Genomic DNA, 14,578 nt, shown 5'->3' on the forward strand with positions numbered 1-14,578 from the left:
CACTGAAAACCCCATCAGGGCTGGACAATCGCACCCGGCTCCAGCGGCAACTCAAGACTGGCCACAAACCCGCCCTGCGGGTGATTGGCCAGTACCAGCGTCCCGCCATGGCGCTCCGCTGCCCGCCGGGCAATCGCCAGGCCCAGGCCGTGCCCGGCAGCGGTCTGCCCCGGCGCCCGATAAAACGGTTCGCCCAACTGGCTCAAATGCTCGGCCTGCACCCCCGGGCCATGGTCGCGCACGCTGACCACGATTCGCTCGCCCTGACGTGAAGCCTGCATTTCGATCGACTGCCCCACCGGGTTGAAGCGCTGGGCATTGCGCAGCAGGTTGTCCACGGCGCGTTCGATCATGGTCGGCCAGCCGGTCAGATTGAGCTGCGGTTCGGCTTCCAGGCGTACGGTCTGCTCCGGGGAGCCGAGTTGCGCGTCTTTTTGCAGAGTGCCCAGCAGGGCATTCAGATCCACGGCTTCGGCGCTGGCATTGTCGGCATCGACCCGCGCCAGCACCAGGATTTCACTGATCAACGCTTCCAGCCGGTCACACTCGCGGGTCAGGCGTGGCCAGAGTTTTTCCCGTTCTTCCGGGCTCGCCCGCTCCGCCAGTGCCAGCGCGATGCGCAGTCGCGCCAGCGGGGAGCGCAATTCGTGGGACACGTCGCGCAGCAACTGGCGCTGGCTGCCGATCAGGCTTTGCAGACGTGCGCCCATGCGGTTGAAGTCGTTGGCCAGCACACCGAACTCATCGCGGCGGTTGGCCAGTTTCGCCAGGCTGTTCTGCTGATAGGTAGTCTGCCCCAGATCGTGCACTGCGCCGCGCAAGCGGTTGAGCGGGCGAGTGATGGAGAGTGTCACCAAAAGGCTGAACAGCGTCAGCACCACCAGCGCGATCCCCAGCGCACTCAATGGCCAGAGCAGACTTTCACGGTGCCAGGCGTCGAGTTCCGGGTGCGGGATGCGATAGATGAACAAGTAGGTGTCACCGGTCTTTTCACTGGTGAACTCATCGGTCAGGCGCCGCCAGGGCAGGCGTCGGTCATCGTTGTTCTGCCGTGCCTCGAAGGCGGCCGCGCGACGGGGGAAGGTGCCGCGCACCACCGGGTCGCCGCTTTCGTTCAGCACCTGGACGTCGATGTGATACTGGCGTTTGCGCTGCTGGAGGATGTCCTGAGCGGCGTCCTCGCCCTGGGATTCGTAGGTTTGCGTCCAGTCGGCGGCCAGCGTGTTCAGGCCCGGATGGCGGCTGAGGATCCATGCGTCCTGATTGAGCATGTGCCCCAGCAGGATGGAAAGCCCCGCAACCAGAGCGATGGCCAGCCAGAAGCTCGCGAGAATACGCCAGAACAATGAACGCACAATGATTCCTCAGAACAAACACAAAACCCTGTGGGAGCGAGCTTGCTCGCGATAGCGGTGTATCAGACAAAGCTGAGCTGTCTGACATAACGCTATCGCGAGCAAGCTCGCTCCCACATTGGACTGGGTATAAAAAGACCCGACGGTCTGAACCGTCGGGTCATTACATTATTGCGCCTTTTGTGGCTGTTGCGCTTTCCAGGCCTTGAACTCGGCCCATTCAGCACGACGCTCGGCCTGTTTCTTCTGGATCTCGTCGAATTTCTTCTGTTGATCCGGTTTCAGCACGGCGCGGACATCGGATTCGGCTTTCTTGTGGTTGGCCGCCATCTCGTCCTTCATGGCTTTCTGGTCGGCTGGCGAGAGTTTCTCCAGGTATTTTTCGACCGTCTGCTTACGTTCGTGCATCTGCTCGCCCATGATCTTGCGGATCTGCTCGCGCTGTTCACGGGAGAGGTCCAGCTGGCTGTACGGGCCTTTGCCGTGCATGCGGTGCATCTGACCGCCGTGGCTCCAGCCGCCGTCCGGCCCACCCATCGGGCCACCATCTTGCGGCACGGCCATGGCGACGGTTGGCAGAGCGGCAGCGAACATCAGAGCGATAAGAGTCTTGCGCATGGTGTATCTCCTTGTCTCGTTCCCGGTACGTTCCGGATGAGTACAGATTACGGAGATCAAGGTCAGCGGCGGTCAGCGCTGGGTAAAGCTTGGGTAAAGACGCTTTGTCATCGAACTGACAAAGCGTCTGCGTACGGAGGATTCAGAGGCTGTAATAGTAGCCGCGGCTGCGCAGGGCCACGATGCGCGGGCGGCCGTCGGCGTGGGGGCCGATCTTCTTGCGCAGGTTGCTGACGTGCATGTCCAGGCTGCGGTCGTACAGTGTCAGCTTGCGGCCGAGGGCGATCTGCGCCAGTTCCTGTTTGTCCAGCGGCTCGCCCGGCTGCTTGAGTAAAGCTTCGAGCAGACGACTTTCGGAAACGGTAAGGGTGAATTCCTTTTCGTCGATGCTGACCACGCCGCGTACCGGGCTGAAGCTCAGATCGCCCAGCTCGAGCTGGGTCGACACGGCGGCCGGATGACTGCGACGCAGCACGGCGCGCAGGCGGGCGGTGAGCTCTCGCGGATCGCAGGGTTTGGCCAGGTAATCGTCCGCACCCAGTTCCAGACCGAGGATCCGGTCCAGCGGTTCGCCACGGGCCGAAAGCATCACCACCGGCAGATCGGCGTGTTCGCTGCGCAATTGCTTGAGCAGTTCCAGACCGCTGCCATCGGGCAACATTACGTCCAGCACCACCGCGGCGGGGGCGGATTCGGCCAAAGCCTTGCGGGCGCTCTGGCCGTCGTGGCACGCACGGACCTGAAAGCCTTCCTGGCTCAGCCAACTGCTCAGAAGCTCACACAGCTCCTGGTCATCATCAATCAGTAACAGCTCGCTCATGACTCACTCAATTTAGCCATTGTCGACGTTTTCGACTTGCACCACTGGCAAAGATACCGCAGAGCAGGGCCAATAGCGCTACCCCGGCGCCGGTGACGAACCATTGCTGCTGTTCGGTGAGCAGGCGCGGCAGCGGGCTGGCCTGGGCTTCCTTGAGTTGCAGCTTCAAGCGCTGGTTCTCCTGGCGCAACCGGGCAAGCTGGGCGCTTTCGCGGGTGTTATCGGCATTCTGCAGTTGTTTGCTCAGTTCTTCCCGCTGCTGCTCGCTGGCCTTCAGGCGCTGCTGCAACTCGGTGATCTGGCTGCCGGCGCTCAACGAAAGCGGCGTGGAATTGCCGCTTTCGGTGCTTTCTTCGCCATGGGCGGGCGCCATGATCGACAACGTGACCAGCATCAGACACAACGGACCCTTGCGCATCGCGACTCCTGTTACCAAATGGATATTGGGCAGGTTGTCGGCCGGCAAACGAGAATAATGAGCGATTGAGAACGCGATGAACCGACAAGGTTCATCGCGCGGGGAAGGATTACGGCAGGACTTGCTTGAACGGCTTCACGACAACGTTGGCGTAGACGCCAGCGGCGATGTAAGGATCGGCGTCGGCCCAGGCCTGCGCGGCGGCCAGGGAGTCGAATTCGGCAACGATCAGGCTGCCGGTGAAACCCGCTGCGCCCGGATCATTGCTGTCGACCGCCGGGTGCGGGCCGGCCAGGACGATGCGGCCTTCGCCCTTGAGCACTTGCAGGCGTTCAAGGTGGGCCGGGCGGGCGGCGAGGCGCGCGTCCAGGGAGTTGGCGACGTCGGTGGCAATGATTGCGTAGAGCATGTCAGTCCTCGGTTTTTGGCGTTGTGGTATCGGCGTCGTGCAGGTGACGGGACAGGTAGATGCCCTGGGCGACCAGGAACAGCACGGTCAGGCCCAGGCTGCCGAACACCTTGAAGTCCACCCAGTAGTCCTGGAAGGTGAATGCGACGAACAGGTTGGCGGCGCCGCAGAACAGGAAGAAACCGATCCAGGCGATGTTCAGTCGGGTCCAGACGGCGTCCGGCAGGGTCAGCGCGTGGCCCATGATGCGCTTGATCAGCAGGCGGTCACCGATGAAGTGGCTGCCGATGAAGGCCAGGGCGAACAGCCAGTTGACCACCGGGGCTTTCCACTTCAGGAAGGTTTCGCTGTGGAAGGCCAGGGTCAGGCTGCCGAACACGAGGCAGGCGATCAGGGTCAGCCACTGGCTCTTTTCCAGCTTGCGCTGCTTGATGAAGAGCGCGCCATAGACCACCAGGGAGCTGATGATCAGCACGGCGGTGGCGCTGTAGATACCGCCTACGGTCAACTCATGGCCGGCAACGTCGACGGTGCGTGGATCGAGTTTGTAGACGATGAAAAACAGCAGAAGCGGGATGAAATCGATGAATTGTTTCACAGTGAGAGCCAGAAGCTGGATGTGGCGGCATAATAACAAACATATGGGCGCGCGATAGCGCCAGCTGATTTGAGGTTACACATCCCCGTGAATGTTGATTTGCACTGCCACAGCACGGCCTCCGATGGCGCCCTGGCGCCTGCGGCACTGGTTGCGCGTGCGTTCGAAAACGGCGTGCGAATCCTGGCCCTGACCGATCATGACACCCTCGAAGGCCTCGCCGAAGCGCGCACGGCCGCCGAAGCGCTGGGCATGCAACTGGTCAACGGCGTCGAACTATCCTGCACCTGGGGCGGCGCGACCATTCATGTGCTGGGCTACGGTTTCGACGTCAACGCCGCGCCATTGGTCGAGGCGATCGCCAGTCTGCACGATGGCCGCTGGCTGCGGTCTGAAGAAATAAGCCGCAAGCTCGCTCTCAAAGGCATGCCCGGCGCCCTCGACGGCGCGCGGCAGATCCAGCAGGAACTGGGCGACAGCGGCAATGCACCGGCCCGCCCGCATTTCGCCGACTGGATGGTGCGTGAAGGTTTCGTCAAGGATCGCGCCGAGGCGTTTCGCAAATGGCTCGGCGCCGGCAAGCTGGGGGACGTCAAGCAACACTGGCCGACCCTCGAAGACACCGTCGGCACGCTGCGCGCCGCCGGGGCCTGGGTCAGCCTGGCGCATCCCTGGCACTACGATTTCACGCGCAGCAAGCGCCGAAAGCTGATTGCCGACTATATTCAAGCGGGCGGACAGGCGCTCGAGGTGGTCAACGGCCATCAGCCTGCGGAACAGGTGGGTAGCCTGGCGATCCTTGCCCGTGAGTTTGGTCTGCTGGTCAGCGCCGGCAGTGATTTTCATGGCCCTGGAGGCTGGTCGGAGATCGGCCAGTACCGGCCGCTCCCTGAGGACCTTCCACCCCTGTGGTGTCGGTTCAAACATGACACAGTTATTGCCGCCGTCTGAACAGGTAGAGAATGTGAGTCAATTTTTCCAGATCCATCCGGAAAACCCGCAAGCGCGCCTGATCAAACAGGCCGTCGAGATCATCCGCAAGGGCGGGGTGGTGGTCTATCCAACGGACTCTTCCTACGCAATCGGCTGCCAGATCGGCGACAAGAACGGCATCGAGCGCGTTCGACGCCTGCGTCAGCTCGATGAAAAGCACAACTTTGCGCTGATCTGCAGCGACCTGTCGCAACTGGGCAATTACGCCAAGATCGACACCGGCACCTTCCGTATTCTGAAAGCCCACCTGCCGGGTCCTTACACCTTCATTCTCAACGCCACCCGCGAAGTGCCCCGGCTGTTGCTGCATCCGAAGAAGCGCACCATCGGCCTGCGCGTACCGAGCCACCCGATCGCGCTCGCGCTGCTTGCCGAACTGGGCGAACCGCTGATGAGCGTGACCCTGATCATGCCCGGCGATGAAGACCCGCTGAGCGATCCGTACGAAATGCGTCAGTTGCTGGAGCATCAGGTGGACCTGATCATCGACGGCGGTTTCGGCGGTATCAAGGCGTCGACCGTGATCGACCTGACCGGCGACGATCCGGAAGTGGTCCGCGTCGGTTGCGGCGATCCTGCGCCGTTCATGGTCGAGGCCTGAATGTCCGCAGTAGAAACCGTTGATCCCCAGGCCGGTGCCCAGCAGGAACTGCCGTTTGCCATGGTCTATGGCCAGGCCGTCACGGAAATGCCGCTGGACCTGTACATTCCGCCGGACGCCCTGGAAGTCTTCCTCGAAGCCTTCGAAGGCCCCCTCGACCTGCTGCTGTACCTGATTCGCAAACAGAACATCAACATCCTTGACATCCCGGTGGCGGAAATCACCCGCCAGTACATGGGCTATGTCGAGCTGATGCAGTCGGTGCGTCTGGAGTTGGCCGCCGAATACCTGGTGATGGCCGCGATGCTGGCCGAGATCAAGTCGCGGATGTTGCTGCCCCGGGCCGAAACCGTCGAGGAAGAAGAGGAAGACCCGCGGGCCGAACTGATCCGCCGATTGCAGGAATACGAACGCTTCAAGGCTGCGGCCGAAGGCATCGATGGCCTGAGCCGGGTCGGTCGCGACGTGATCGTGCCCAAGCTCGACGCCCCGCAGGTCACGGTGCGCAAGTTGCTGCCGGATGTGGCGTTGGAAGAAATCCTGATGTCCATGGCCGAAGTGCTGCGCCGTGGCGACATGTTCGAAAGCCATCAGGTCAGCCGCGAGGCACTGTCCACCCGCGAACGCATGAGCGATGTGCTGGAGCGGCTCAAGGGCGGCGGCTTTGTGCCGTTCGTCGAGCTGTTCACCGCCGAGGAAGGCCGGCTCGGTGTGGTAGTGACCTTCATGGCGATCCTTGAACTGGTCAAGGAATCGCTGGTCGAGCTGGTGCAGAATGAGCCGTTCGCCGCGATCCACGTGCGAGCCCGAGTCGAATAACGAGTCCGAACATGAACCTGAGTGAACCCCGCGAGCTGGCGCCCCTGCTTGAAGCCTTTCTGTTGGCCTCGGGAAAGCCGCAAACCCTTGAACGCCTGTACGAGTTGTTCGAGGAAGGCGAGCGGCCGGAGCCGCCGGTCTTCAAGAAAGCCCTGACCCTGCTCGGCAAGTCCTGCGAGGGGCGGGCGTTCGAGCTCGTGGAGGTCGCGTCCGGCTATCGCCTGCAGATCCGCGAGAAGTTCGCACCGTGGGTCGGCCGCCTATGGGAAGAACGCCCGCAGCGTTATTCCCGGGCCCTGCTGGAAACCATGGCGCTGATCGCCTATCGCCAGCCGATCACCCGCGGCGAGATCGAAGACGTGCGGGGCGTGGCGGTCAACACCAACATCGTCAAGACGCTGATGGAGCGCGAGTGGATTCGCGTCGTCGGTTACCGCGACGTGCCGGGCAAACCGGCGATGTTTGCCACCACCAAGTTGTTCCTCGATCATTTCAACCTCAAGAGCCTCGATGAACTGCCACCGCTGGCGGAGTTGCGCGAGATCGAGCCGGACCCGGTACTCGACTTCGACGACGCCCCCGTGCCTGCGGGCTTGCAGGAGCTGGCCGATGCCAGCGCCGAGCCGGAAGAGCCGAAGGAGGAAACCAGTTTCCACTCGCTGCTGCTGGAACTGGACAGCATGGAGGAGGGGATCAAGACCGACTTCGACGATTTGCTGCGTGATGTCGCGGATGGCGAGCCGATGCCGTCCGGGTTTGAGTCAGATCCGGTCGAGCCGCCAGCCGACGTTGAGTTCGAAGCAGAGGCTGAGGTCGATTTTGAGCCTGAATCGGAGTTTGAGTCCGAGCCTGAGCCTGAGCAGGAAGACGACGCGCTCGGCGTGGCCGAAGCCCGTGAAAAACTGCTGGCCGCCGTTGCTCGCCTCGAACAACCCGCACCAGAGCCCGAGCCAGAACTGAGCGAAGAAGAAGCCGAAGCCCGCGCCCTGGCCGAGGCCATCGAGGCCGAACGCCGCGAGTTCGAAGATTGAGCCAGAGCTCGACCAAAGATCCGTGCATCAGCCTCTGCAAGTTCAGCGATGACATCTGCCTCGGCTGCGGTCGCAGCAAGCGCGAGATCAGGGCCTGGAAGAAACTCGACAAGGACGACAAGCGCACGGTGCTCGCCGAAGCCGCGCTGCGCCTGATCAAGCTCGGCAGCGCCGGTCGGCGGAAAAAGAAATAACCTGGCCTCGATAGACTAGTCTCTGATGCGCGAACGAACACATCCGCGTATGATTCGCGACCCTTCGGCGATCCCTTCGCCCGAAAACCCAGATTTCAATGCTTCGGCAGGCCCGATCCAGAGCCGCTGAACAGATCACACCGGGAGGTGCACAGATGAGTGACAACCAGAAAGACGACCAGGAAATCGGCCCAGCAGGCGAAAAACTGCAGAAAGTCCTCGCCCGTATCGGCGTCGGCTCGCGCCGTGACGTGGAAGCGTGGATCAGCCAAGGCCGGATCAAGGTCAACGGCGCAGAGGCGACCCTCGGTCTGCGCGTCGACATGCACGATGCAATCACCATCGATGGCAAGGTCATCAAGCGCGAAGAGGCCGCCGAATCGGTCCGCCGCGTGATCATGTACAACAAGCCAGACGGCGAGATCTGCACCCGTGACGACCCGGAAGGCCGTCCGACCGTGTTCGACAAGCTGCCGCGTCCGAAAGAAGGTCGCTGGATCAACATCGGCCGTCTCGACATCAACACCACCGGCCTGCTGATGTTCACCACCGACGGTGAGCTGGCCAACCGCCTGATGCACCCGTCCTACGAGATGGACCGTGAGTACGCAGTCCGTGTTCGCGGCGAAGTCGATGACGAGATGATCGAGCGCCTAAAGGCCGGCGTTGTGCTGGAAGACGGCCCGGCGCGTTTCACCGACATTCAACAGGCACCGGGCGGCGAAGGCTTCAACCACTGGTATCACTGCGTGGTGATGGAAGGTCGCAACCGTGAAGTGCGTCGTCTGTGGGAATCCCAGGGCCTGGTGGTCAGCCGCCTGAAGCGCGTGCGTTTCGGTCCGGTGTTCCTCAACTCCGACCTGCCGATGGGCCGCTGGCGCGAAATGAGCCAGTACGAAGTCGACGTGCTGAGCGCCGAAGTCGGTCTGACCCCGGTGGCCATGCCGCAACTGAACGCCAAGAGCAAAGACAAGCTCGACCGCATGCAGCGCAAGTCGTCGCGCCCGATGCCTCGTACCGAGCGCGTACGTACCTTGCGTCCGGCCAACGGCGCACCGGCGGCTGCCGGCCCGCGTACCGTGCGTGAGCCGCAGATCGAAGGCGAGCGTCCGGGTCGCAAGCCGGTAGCGCGTCCGGATGGCGAACGCGCTCCGCGCGGCCGTACCGAGCGCGGTGAAGGTCGTGCACCGGCCGGTCGCGGTACGCCGGTGGCGGATCGTCCTGCCGAGACCAAGCGTCCGGCCAAGCCTGCGCCGAAGCGTCCAGGCATCAAACTGGCTGACGATGACAAACCGTCGGGCAAGCGTCGTGGCGCCCCGGCCGGTTCCGGCCAGCGCCCGGGTTTCGGTCGCAAGAAGCCGGAATAAGGCAGTTGTAAGCGTCGAGCGGCAAGCTTCAAGCTGAAAACAGAAACGCCAACCTCAGGGTTGGCGTTTTTTTTTGGATTTTTTATTTCTTTTTTGGGGGTGTTTTTTTCTTGTTTTAAAACAAAAAAATTGACGTCTTTCAGATAGTTAGCCAGCTAACGTCAAGCATCGCTCTCGGCTTCGACGGGTCTGGAGTGGAAACTTTACGTTACGCACTGTCAGCAAATTTTTACGAAAAACCCTGCGAAGTCCCGTGGATCCTGTGCCACTGCCAGGCTGTAAGGAAAATCTGCCGAAGCCCCGTCCGCCGGGCCTGGCGCAAGGCTCTGGCGTGCTTGTTTCAGGTTCGATTGAGAGGTGAGATGCGCCCCATGCCTGTCGTGCAGGTGCATAACAAGAAGGAGGCGCAATGAACGCCGATATCCATTTTCACTTCTCCACGTGGGGCGGATTTTCCATCGTCCACGCCGATGGCCTGCAAAGGCCTGACTCAATTTTTGCAGCCGCCCGAGCCTCTCGGGGCGGACACACGCAATCCCGGCAACCGACACGCTGATCCAGCGGGGTCTGGCAGCAGGGGGTTAGCGGTGTACAATGCGCCGCGTTTTAACTGTGACCCTCTGCGTAATCGCGCAAACCTCAAGGATTATCCGCCTTGTTCACTCCGCCGCGTCACAAGCGTGTCGGGTTCGATTTCGTCACAGATAAAAACAAACAGGTGACGCATGACCGTTGTAAGAAAGCTGAATTCCTGGTGCCTGCGCTGGGGTTTGATCAAGGTTGGTTGAAATCGCAACCTTGCAGCAACGTCTACTGAACATCATCAAACCTTGCGTGAGACCTTTTTCATGAGTGGACAAAACTCGCAATCAGGCGAGCTGAAACGCGGCCTGAAAAATCGCCATATTCAACTGATCGCCCTCGGTGGCGCGATCGGTACCGGATTGTTCCTCGGCTCGGCCGGGGTGCTGAAATCCGCCGGCCCGTCGATGATCCTCGGCTATGCCATCTGCGGCTTCATCGCTTTCATGATCATGCGCCAGCTCGGCGAGATGATCGTCGAGGAGCCGGTGGCCGGTTCCTTCAGTCACTTCGCGCACAAATACTGGGGCGGTTTCGCCGGTTTCCTGTCGGGCTGGAACTGCTGGATCCTGTACATCCTGGTGGGCATGTCGGAGCTGACCGCGGTCGGCAAGTACATTCACTACTGGGCCCCGGACATTCCGAGCTGGGTCACCGCTGCGGCGTTCTTCCTGCTGATCAACGCGATCAACCTGGCCAACGTCAAAGTCTTCGGTGAGGCCGAATTCTGGTTCGCGATCATCAAGGTCGTGGCGATCGTCGGCATGATTGCCCTGGGCAGCTACCTGCTGGTCAGCGGTCACGGTGGCCCGCAGGCGTCGGTGAGCAACCTGTGGTCTCACGGCGGCTTCTTCCCGAACGGCGTCAGCGGTCTGGTGATGGCCATGGCGATCATCATGTTCTCCTTCGGCGGTCTGGAAATGCTCGGTTTCACCGCAGCCGAGGCCGACAAGCCGAAAACCGTGATTCCGAAAGCGATCAACCAGGTGATCTACCGGATCCTGATTTTCTACATCGGTGCACTGGTCATCCTGCTGTCGCTGACCCCGTGGGACAGCCTGCTGGAAACCCTCAACGCGTCGGGCGATTCCTACAGCGGCAGCCCGTTCGTGCAGGTGTTCTCGATGCTCGGCAGCAACACTGCCGCGCACATCCTCAACTTCGTGGTCCTGACCGCAGCGTTGTCGGTGTACAACAGCGGCACCTACTGCAACAGCCGCATGTTGCTGGGCATGGCCGAGCAGGGCGATGCACCGAAAGGCCTGGCGAAGATCGACAAGCGCGGTGTACCGGTGCGTTCGATCCTGGCTTCGGCAGCGGTAACGCTGGTGGCTGTGCTGCTCAACTACCTGATGCCGCAGCACGCGCTGGAGTTGCTGATGTCGCTGGTGGTTGCAACGCTGGTGATCAACTGGGCGATGATCAGCTTCTCGCACTTCAAATTCCGCCAGCACATGAACAAGACCAACCAGAAGCCGCTGTTCAAGGCACTGTGGTACCCGTACGGCAACTACATCTGCCTGGCGTTCGTGGCGTTCATCCTCGGCGTGATGCTGCTGATCCCGGGCATCCAGATCTCGGTGTACGCGATTCCGGTGTGGGTCGTGTTCATGTGGGTCTGCTACGTGATCAAGAACAAGCGCGGCGATCAACGCGCGTTGGTCGGTTCTGCGATCAAGTAAGTAATGGATGACAACAAAATAGCCGGCGTCTGCCGGCTTTTTTGTGCCCGGTCCTACGCGAAGTGACGATAGACTGCCGGCGCCAATTGAATCGCGAAGGAGTCGGGCATGGAACAGGTGCAAACGCACTGCGAGGTCGAGGGAGACGCGCTGACGCGTGAAGATGTGCTGGCGTTGATCGAGTCTCAGCGCTTGCCGCTGCGGTTTGTCGGAGTGGATTTCACCGATGTGGATCTGTCGCGCCTGACGCTGGATCGCGCCGAGTTTCAGCGCTGCATTCTGCTGCGCACGCAATTTTTCGGCGCTCGCCTGGAGGCTACCCAATGGAAGGGCTGTCGGGGTGCTCATGCGGTGTTCGAAGCGGCCCAGTTGCTGGAGGCCTCGTTCAGCAGTTGTGATTTGAACAACACACGCTGGCAACGGGCGAAACTGGCGCAGGTCGCTTTTACGGAATGCAAGTTGACCGGTGCCAATTTCAGCCACACATCCAGTTTGGGTCTGTCATTCACTGAGACCCGGCTCAACAGCGCGTTTCTGTCCGGGATGTCGTTCGCTCGCACGACATTGAGCGGGTTGGACTTCTCTGACGCGGACTTGAGCGATGCGGATTTTCGTAAAGCCGAATTTATCGAATGCAGCCTGGCTCACGCACGCATCAACGGCGCAAGATTTACCGATGCCGACCTGCGCGGCGCCGATCTGAGCGGTTTTCGGCTCAATGATGCCAAACTGTTTAAAGGGGCGGTGATTTCCCGGGCGCAGGCGTCGATGTTGTTGTCCGAACTGGGCTTGTCTGTCGCTTAGCGACTTGAAGGTAGTGTTTCCATGCTGGTGATTTCCAACAACGTGCATCTGCCGGATGCCGAAATCGAACTGACGTACATCCGCGCCCAGGGCGCCGGTGGGCAGAACGTCAACAAGGTCTCCAGTGCCGTGCACCTGCGCTTCGACATTCCGGCCTCGTCCTTGCCCGAGTTCTACAAGGAGCGGCTGCTGGCGCTGCGCGACAGTCGCATTACCAGTGAAGGCGTGTTGATCATCAAGGCGCAGCAGTACCGCACGCAGGAACAGAATCGCGCCGATGCGCTGGAGCGCCTCACCGAGCTGATCCTCAGCGCCACCAAGGTCGAAAAGAAGCGCCGGCCGACCAAGCCGACACTGGGCTCGAAGAAGCGTCGGCTGGAGTCGAAGACCAAGCGCGGCAGCATCAAGGCCGGGCGCGGCAAGGTGGATTTCTAGTCTTCGCGGTACTTCGACGTGTGGCGGTACAGATAGACGCTCAACGCCAGGCCGCTCAACGCGGCGATCGCGGCGAACAGGAAGATCGAGGCAAAACCGAAGCCCGCCGCGATCGCCCCGGCCAGCGGCCCGGTGATCCCCAATGACAAGTCGATGAACAGCGAATAGGCGCCGACCGCCGCACCACGGCTGGAGGCCGGTACCAGGTTCACCGCTTCCACGCCCAGCGCCGGGAATACCAGCGAGAAGCCGAAACCACTCAATGCCGCGCCAGCCAGCGCCCAGTGTGCATCCGGTGCGATCCATAGCAGCAACAAGCCCAGGGTTTCTACCGACAGGCAGGCAATCGCTACGCGAAAGCCGCCGAGGCGGTTGATCAGGTTGCCGAACAGTAGTCGCGCACCGATAAAGCTGGCGCCGAACAGGCTCAGGCACAGCACGGCGTTATCCCAATGCTGGGTGGCGTAATACAGGGTGATGAAGGTGGCGATGGTGCCGAAACCGATCGAGCCCAGCGCCAGGCCGCAGCCGTGCGGGAAAACGCGACCCAGCACGTGCATGAAAGGCAAACGCTCGCCGGCGACAATCGGCGCAGCCGTCTTCGGCCAGGCCAACAGCAGGCCCAGCGATGCGAGCAACAGAATGCTCACGCCCATGCTCCACAGACCGAAATGGCTGACCAGCCACACCCCCAACGGCGCCCCGATGGCCAGCGCGCCATAACTGGCGATGCCGTTCCAGGAGATGACTTTGGCCGTGTTGGCCGCGCCGACGCGACCGATGCCCCAGCCGATCGATCCCGAGCCGACAAGACTTTCCGCGCTACCCAGCACCAGTCGCCCGACGAACAGGCTGATCAGGCTGAGCATCGGCAGATTGGGCGTCCACGCTGAAATCAGCATGAACACACCGCTCAAGCCGCAACCGGCCAGACCAATCATCACCGCACGTTTGCTGCCCTGGTTGTCGATGATCTTGCCGGCATACGGGCGACTGAGCAGGGTGGCGAGGTATTGCACGCTGATCACCAGACCGGCAATGACCGCGCCGAAACCCAGATCGCTATGGACGTAACCGGGCAGCACGGCCAGCGGAATGCCGATATTCAAATAGCCGATGAAGGTGAACAGGACGATGGAAACGACTTGCAGCGTGACCGCCAGGGGGCGCTGGGGTTCTGGCATAGAGGACGACATGGGTAACGATCCACGGGGAGAGCAGAATAGATAGGCTGCTCATGATACCGGCGTGGACGATGCTGCGGCGGGGAAAAGTAAAACTATTTGGCCGGGGCGACCAGTTGCGTGGTGACCAGCGCCGCGAGGGCGTTTTCTTCGCTGCCGAAGCGGGCGAGCAGGGCGGCCTGTTTCTCGGGCGAGAGGCGGCTCCAGATCTCGATCATCTTCTCGGTGGCGCCGATGAGGATTTCAGCCTGGTGTTCGTTGAAGGATTCGTCGGTCATGGCGGGCTCGGTTTCAGGCAGTGTGGAAAGCGCATGTTAGCGCTTTCCACACGGTCTGTACGGCGGGTGTTACTTACTCTTCGCTGTCGGCCTGGCGGCTCTCGGCGGCTTCTTTCGGCTCGGGCTGTTGGGCGCCGGCTTGTTGCGTGGTCGTCTGCTCAGGTACGTGCAGGCTTGGGAAGGGGAGATTGGGAATCTCGTGCATGGTTGCGCTCCTCGCTAAGTCTGTTGATAGATCTGGTAGATCCGCGCTTTCAGAAAGCCTGCGAAGGATACAGCAGTAAAAATGACAAACAGATTTTTAATTCCGCTTGTTGCGACGGGCGGGATTGTCTAGACAAGTGCGACAGGGTGACGCAGGGCAAATGTGGGAGCGGCGGTGTGCCCGCC

18 protein-coding genes are annotated in these 14,578 nt (G+C 61.4%); 9 read left to right on the top strand and 9 right to left on the bottom strand.

The annotated features are described in order from the left end of the window. Positions 1 to 14: 14 nt before the first annotated feature. From IF189_RS07685 to IF189_RS07710, 6 genes are all read right to left on the bottom strand, one after another. Positions 15 to 1,355, bottom strand: coding sequence for a sensor histidine kinase (locus IF189_RS07685; RefSeq protein WP_134825858.1), 1,341 nt, complete (start codon positions 1,353 to 1,355; stop codon positions 15 to 17). Positions 1,356 to 1,523: 168 nt separating this feature from the next. Next, complete coding sequence (locus tag IF189_RS07690) at positions 1,524 to 1,973, bottom strand: LTXXQ domain protein (protein ID WP_134825859.1); 450 nt, start codon at positions 1,971 to 1,973, stop codon at positions 1,524 to 1,526. A 142-nt stretch (positions 1,974 to 2,115) separates the two neighbouring features. Then, complete coding sequence (locus IF189_RS07695; protein WP_085710405.1) at positions 2,116 to 2,793, bottom strand: response regulator transcription factor; 678 nt, start codon at positions 2,791 to 2,793, stop codon at positions 2,116 to 2,118. A 7-nt stretch (positions 2,794 to 2,800) separates the two neighbouring features. Beyond that, complete coding sequence (locus tag IF189_RS07700; protein WP_085710407.1) at positions 2,801 to 3,211, bottom strand: translation initiation factor 2; 411 nt, start codon at positions 3,209 to 3,211, stop codon at positions 2,801 to 2,803. A 109-nt stretch (positions 3,212 to 3,320) separates the two neighbouring features. Beyond that, on the bottom strand, positions 3,321 to 3,620 hold the full coding sequence (locus IF189_RS07705; protein ID WP_134825860.1) for a YciI family protein: 300 nt from the start codon (positions 3,618 to 3,620) through the stop codon (positions 3,321 to 3,323). A gap of 1 nt (position 3,621) precedes the next feature. Continuing rightward, positions 3,622 to 4,218: a septation protein A gene (locus IF189_RS07710; protein WP_085710410.1), complete on the bottom strand. Its 597-nt coding sequence runs from the start codon at positions 4,216 to 4,218 to the stop codon at positions 3,622 to 3,624. Positions 4,219 to 4,305: 87 nt separating this feature from the next. On the opposite strand from IF189_RS07710, the gene IF189_RS07715 reads away from it, so the two are divergent. The 9 genes from IF189_RS07715 (at position 4,306) to arfB (ending at position 12,726) form a co-directional block, all read left to right on the top strand. Next, complete coding sequence (locus IF189_RS07715; protein WP_114881867.1) at positions 4,306 to 5,169, top strand: PHP domain-containing protein; 864 nt, start codon at positions 4,306 to 4,308, stop codon at positions 5,167 to 5,169. A 13-nt stretch (positions 5,170 to 5,182) separates the two neighbouring features. After that, positions 5,183 to 5,812: an L-threonylcarbamoyladenylate synthase gene (locus IF189_RS07720; RefSeq protein ID WP_096822250.1), complete on the top strand. Its 630-nt coding sequence runs from the start codon at positions 5,183 to 5,185 to the stop codon at positions 5,810 to 5,812. 120 nt (positions 5,813 to 5,932) lie between these two features. Further along, positions 5,933 to 6,631, top strand: a complete 699-nt coding sequence (locus IF189_RS07725; protein WP_170931588.1) for a segregation and condensation protein A — start codon at positions 5,933 to 5,935, stop codon at positions 6,629 to 6,631. Between the two features lie 11 nt (positions 6,632 to 6,642). Further along, positions 6,643 to 7,662 (top strand): SMC-Scp complex subunit ScpB, encoded by a 1,020-nt coding sequence (gene scpB, locus IF189_RS07730; RefSeq protein ID WP_134825862.1) that lies wholly within the window; start codon positions 6,643 to 6,645, stop codon positions 7,660 to 7,662. Continuing rightward, positions 7,659 to 7,856 carry a DUF1289 domain-containing protein gene (locus tag IF189_RS07735; protein WP_134825863.1) on the top strand — a complete coding sequence of 66 codons (198 nt, stop codon included), beginning with the start codon at positions 7,659 to 7,661 and terminating at the stop codon, positions 7,854 to 7,856. Before scpB ends, IF189_RS07735 begins: the two co-directional genes overlap by 4 nt. 155 nt (positions 7,857 to 8,011) lie before the next feature. Then, complete coding sequence (rluB, locus tag IF189_RS07740; RefSeq protein WP_134825864.1) at positions 8,012 to 9,223, top strand: 23S rRNA pseudouridine(2605) synthase RluB; 1,212 nt, start codon at positions 8,012 to 8,014, stop codon at positions 9,221 to 9,223. 848 nt (positions 9,224 to 10,071) lie between these two features. Beyond that, a complete protein-coding gene (locus IF189_RS07745) occupies positions 10,072 to 11,487 on the top strand; it encodes an amino acid permease (protein WP_192553083.1) in 1,416 nt (471 codons plus the stop codon). Positions 11,488 to 11,595: 108 nt separating this feature from the next. Next, the gene (locus IF189_RS07750) at positions 11,596 to 12,291 is read left to right on the top strand and encodes a pentapeptide repeat-containing protein (RefSeq protein WP_134825866.1); all 696 of its coding nucleotides are present in this window, start codon (positions 11,596 to 11,598) and stop codon (positions 12,289 to 12,291) included. Between the two features lie 21 nt (positions 12,292 to 12,312). Beyond that, the gene (gene arfB, locus IF189_RS07755; RefSeq protein ID WP_134825867.1) at positions 12,313 to 12,726 is read left to right on the top strand and encodes an alternative ribosome rescue aminoacyl-tRNA hydrolase ArfB; all 414 of its coding nucleotides are present in this window, start codon (positions 12,313 to 12,315) and stop codon (positions 12,724 to 12,726) included. Here the strand turns inward: arfB and IF189_RS07760 are convergent. From IF189_RS07760 to IF189_RS28970, 3 genes are all read right to left on the bottom strand, one after another. After that, positions 12,723 to 13,910, bottom strand: a complete 1,188-nt coding sequence (locus tag IF189_RS07760) for an MFS transporter (protein WP_192553564.1) — start codon at positions 13,908 to 13,910, stop codon at positions 12,723 to 12,725. The genes arfB and IF189_RS07760 overlap by 4 nt on opposite strands. 95 nt (positions 13,911 to 14,005) lie before the next feature. Then, entirely contained in the window at positions 14,006 to 14,188 is a 183-nt protein-coding gene (locus IF189_RS07765) for a hypothetical protein (protein WP_085710421.1), read from the bottom strand. A gap of 73 nt (positions 14,189 to 14,261) precedes the next feature. Then, positions 14,262 to 14,393 (bottom strand): hypothetical protein, encoded by a 132-nt coding sequence (locus tag IF189_RS28970; protein ID WP_263860085.1) that lies wholly within the window; start codon positions 14,391 to 14,393, stop codon positions 14,262 to 14,264. Positions 14,394 to 14,578: the final 185 nt, after the last annotated feature.

Origin of the sequence: Pseudomonas sp. IzPS59 (assembly GCF_014863505.1) — a bacterium.
In the GTDB taxonomy this organism is placed as follows: domain Bacteria; phylum Pseudomonadota; class Gammaproteobacteria; order Pseudomonadales; family Pseudomonadaceae; genus Aquipseudomonas; species Aquipseudomonas kribbensis.

Coding starts and splice junctions, on each gene's coding strand:
- arfB (WP_134825867.1), top strand. CDS start 12,313: ATGCTGGTGATTTCCAACAACGTGCATCTGCCGGATGCCGAAATCGAA.
- IF189_RS07760 (WP_192553564.1), bottom strand. CDS start 13,910: ATGCCAGAACCCCAGCGCCCCCTGGCGGTCACGCTGCAAGTCGTTTCC.
- IF189_RS07690 (WP_134825859.1), bottom strand. CDS start 1,973: ATGCGCAAGACTCTTATCGCTCTGATGTTCGCTGCCGCTCTGCCAACC.
- IF189_RS07700 (WP_085710407.1), bottom strand. CDS start 3,211: ATGCGCAAGGGTCCGTTGTGTCTGATGCTGGTCACGTTGTCGATCATG.
- rluB (WP_134825864.1), top strand. CDS start 8,012: ATGAGTGACAACCAGAAAGACGACCAGGAAATCGGCCCAGCAGGCGAA.
- IF189_RS07750 (WP_134825866.1), top strand. CDS start 11,596: ATGGAACAGGTGCAAACGCACTGCGAGGTCGAGGGAGACGCGCTGACG.
- IF189_RS07745 (WP_192553083.1), top strand. CDS start 10,072: ATGAGTGGACAAAACTCGCAATCAGGCGAGCTGAAACGCGGCCTGAAA.
- IF189_RS07705 (WP_134825860.1), bottom strand. CDS start 3,620: ATGCTCTACGCAATCATTGCCACCGACGTCGCCAACTCCCTGGACGCG.
- IF189_RS07765 (WP_085710421.1), bottom strand. CDS start 14,188: ATGACCGACGAATCCTTCAACGAACACCAGGCTGAAATCCTCATCGGC.
- IF189_RS07695 (WP_085710405.1), bottom strand. CDS start 2,793: ATGAGCGAGCTGTTACTGATTGATGATGACCAGGAGCTGTGTGAGCTT.
- IF189_RS28970 (WP_263860085.1), bottom strand. CDS start 14,393: ATGCACGAGATTCCCAATCTCCCCTTCCCAAGCCTGCACGTACCTGAG.
- scpB (WP_134825862.1), top strand. CDS start 6,643: ATGAACCTGAGTGAACCCCGCGAGCTGGCGCCCCTGCTTGAAGCCTTT.